This is a genomic window from Kitasatospora sp. LaBMicrA B282 (assembly GCF_050325825.1).
GTDB lineage: Bacteria > Actinomycetota > Actinomycetes > Streptomycetales > Streptomycetaceae > Kitasatospora.
Genome location: NZ_JBNQTI010000330.1, coordinates 1 through 3,166, shown reverse-complemented (window position 1 = coordinate 3,166; position 3,166 = coordinate 1). Strand labels below are relative to the sequence as shown.

Annotated in this window: 3 protein-coding genes; all 3 read right to left on the bottom strand. The window is 75.2% G+C overall.

Annotated features, from left to right (window positions below; all coding sequences use genetic code 11):
- Positions 1 to 166: 166 nt before the first annotated feature.
- A complete protein-coding gene (gene def / locus ACQRUO_RS39105; protein WP_428320950.1) occupies positions 167 to 805 on the bottom strand; it encodes a peptide deformylase in 639 nt (212 codons plus the stop codon).
- Between the two features lie 92 nt (positions 806 to 897).
- Entirely contained in the window at positions 898 to 1,884 is a 987-nt protein-coding gene (locus ACQRUO_RS39100; RefSeq protein ID WP_428320949.1) for a tetratricopeptide repeat protein, read from the bottom strand.
- 227 nt (positions 1,885 to 2,111) lie between these two features.
- A partial coding sequence (locus ACQRUO_RS39095; RefSeq protein WP_428320948.1) for an HD-GYP domain-containing protein occupies positions 2,112 to 3,166 on the bottom strand: 1,055 nt, incomplete at its 5' end.

Below are 3,166 nucleotides of genomic sequence, written 5' to 3'. Positions count from 1 at the left end.
GCCGCCGAGCTCAACGGCCGCCCACGCAAAACGCTCGGCTGGGAAACCCCAGCCGAGCGCCTGCATAAACTGCTCGCAGCTTGATCAACCAGCCACGTGTTGCAACAACCCCTGGAAACCACCCCAGGCCGGCGGGGGCTTCCCCGTTCGCTCGCCCGACGGTCCGTCAGGCGTTCGGCACGGTCGCGTAGGTCGGGGTGCCCTCGGCCATCTGGCGCAGCGCGTCCTTGCGGTCCCGCTTGGAGAGGCGGTCGATGTAGAGGTACCCGTTCAGGTGGTCGGTCTCGTGCTGCAGGCAGCGGGCGAAGAAGCCGGTGCCCTCGACCCGGATCGGGTTGCCGTCCTTGTCCTGGCCGGTCACCACCGCGTAGTCCGGGCGCGCCAGTTCGGCGTAGGCGGTGGGCACCGAGAGGCAGCCCTCGTTGCCGTCGTCCAGGGTCCGCCGGTCCACCGGCAGGTCCTCCAGCACCGGGTTGATCACGTGGCCGATGTGCCGCACGTTCTCGTCGTCCGGGCAGTCGTAGACGAAGACCTTGGCGTCCACCCCGATCTGATTGGCCGCCAGGCCGACCCCGGAGGCCGCGTACATCGACTGGAACATGTCGTCGATCAACGCCGCCAGCTCCCCGTCGAAGGCGGTGACGACCCGGCACTCGCGGTGCAGCACCGGGTTGCCCACCACGGTGATCGGCCGCGCGGTGCCCTTGGAGAGATCGGGCTCCTCGCCGATCACCTTGACCGGGGCCGCCTCGGCGTCCTCGTGGTCGTGCTCGTGGTCGTGGGTGTGCTCGTGCTGCTCCGCCATGCTCTTCGCTCTTCCGTTCCTGTGCGCGCTGGTCTGAACCCCACCAGGTTAGACCGAGCCGCTCGGGGCGAGGTTCAGCGGACCTCCGCCGGTCAGCAGACCTCTTCCACGTCCCGGTAGGCCCGGGTGGCCGGGGCGGCCGCCACCCAGCGGTCCAGCAGCAGCCGGACCAGCCCGGCGGGCGCGGCGATCCCGCACTCGCGCTCGGTCTGCCAGCCGAGTTCGCCGCCGGCCTGGCTCAGGTGGCTCAGGTGGCCGGGGTGCGCGGCGTCGCCGTCGTCGTGCGGGTCGTGGTGCACGGTGCGGCCGTCGTCGGTGGCCATCCGGCTCTCCGAGCAGGCCCGGCAGAGCAGCCGCACCGAGGAGGTCCAGTCCTCGGCCGCGTACCCCGCCTCGGCCACCAGCCGCTCCAGCGCGTCCCGGTCGGCCTCGGTGGCCGCCTGCAGCAGCACCACGTAGGTGGGCACCGGCGAGGGCGCCCAGAGCTCGATCTCGTCGAAGACGGGGTAGGCGGTGCCGTTGGCCACCCGCTCGCCGTGCGGGGCGCCGTCGTGCAGCACCACCTCGCCCCAGCGGCGGCCGGAGGAGGGCAGCGGGATGGAGAGCACCTCGACCCGGGCCGGGTCCAGCCGGCGGCCCCAGACCACCTCGGACTCGCCCTCCGGCGACAGCCGCACCGGGGTGGTGCCCAGGTCCAGGCGGACCGGGGCGTCGGGGGCACCGGCGCCGGCCGACAGCTTCAGTCCGTAGGCCTGCCAGGCCCGGCGGGCCAGCGGCCAGTCCTGCAGGGCGGTGGCGGTGATGCCCAGGTTCCACCAGTCCGGGGCACCGTGGTCCCGGTCCAGCAGGGCGACCGCCCGCAGGCCGGCCACCCGGGCCTGCTCCCAGTCACGCCGGAACTTGTGCAGCAGCGCCAGGTTGAACCAGGAGTCGGAGAGCCAGGGCTCCAGGTCCGCGGCCATCACCAGGAGCGCGCCGGCGTCCTCGTAGCGCCCGTCCCCGATCAGCGTGAAGGCCCGGTCGGTCGTCTGCCGCCAGGTGGCGGACGGCCGGTGCCGTGCCCGGTGGAAGATCTTCACGTTGCCCTGCCGCCTGTCCGCTCGGTTCTGCTGAGTCCTGCTGGGAGTCGGCCGCTCCCGGCGCGTACCCGCCGGGCGCGTCGGCTCACCCGCCGCACGGTGTGCCACCCGGTGCGGTGGCCGGGGCCGAGGGGGCCGGTTGGTCCCTGCTCGGGTGTTCCACGCTACGACCGCATCCAACCACGGCGGCGGCAGGGTGCGCTCCCCACGGCACTCGTCACGCTGGGTCACCCCCGCTCGGAGCGCGCCACGGTGCACGCTCCGCCGCCCGCGGCCCGGACCCGCTCCAGGGCCGCGATCACCTCCGGGTCGTAGGTCAGCCCGCTCTGCGCGCGCAGCACGGTGAGCGCCGCCTCCCCCGGCTCGGCCGACCCGGTGAGGTCCTCGTGCGCGTTGGCCACCCGGATGATCCGGGCGGCCAGCGGCAGACTGTGGTCCGGCCGGCCGTCGGGGCCGAACAGCGGGTCGGCCAGCCGGGCCACCTGCTCGGCCACCGGCCCCGGGACCCCGGTGCAGCGGATCACCTCGCTGCCCAGGCGGGCGATCCGCTGCTGCTCCGGCTCGGGCAGCACCGCGGTGGCTCCGCCGCGCACCGGTTCCACCAGGGAGAGCTGGCCGATGTCGTGCATCAGCGCGGCGTACTCCAGCAGGGCGAGGTCGTGGGCGCCCAGGCCCAGCTCGCGGCCGACCGCGCACGCCGTGTCCGCGACCCGGCGCGCATGACCGGGCGCGGTGTAGCCGGCCACCTCGGTCGCCCGGGCCAGGGTGGCGATGGTCTGCCCGTAGGTCGCCCGGACGGCCGCGGCCCGCCGGAACGAGGCCTGGGCCAGCAGCAGCGGCAGGCAGAAGACCGGCAGCGCCCAGAGCCCGACCTCGCCGGCCGCCAGGCTGACCAGCATGCCGGTGGCCGCGATCGCCGAGCCGATCCCGGGCAGCGCCCGCAGCTCCGTCTCCAGGGCCGCGCCGAACCGGCCGGCACCGCGGCGCTGGCAGGCCGCCAGCACCGCGTCGGCCAGCCCCGCCAGCGCCGCGACCAGCACCAGGAAGACCCCGTAGGCCGGGCCGGCCAGCGGGATCCGGTCCAGCGCCCCGCTGGTGTAGGGCGGCTGGAAGAGCGCGGCGGCGAAGGCCACGGTGAGCAACCGGCGGGCGGCGCCGTCGAAACGGCTGCCGACGCGCGGGCCGGCCTGGGCGACCGGGCGGGCGTGCCGGCGCGGCCGGGTCCGCGGGCGCATCCACCCGGCCACGCCCCCGAGCGCCGGGGACCGCGGCCGACCACCGG

What these genes read in the sequence shown, in the direction of transcription:
- def (WP_428320950.1), bottom strand. Translation starts at nt 805, where the DNA reads ATGGCGGAGCAGCACGAGCACACCCACGACCACGAGCACGACCACGAG.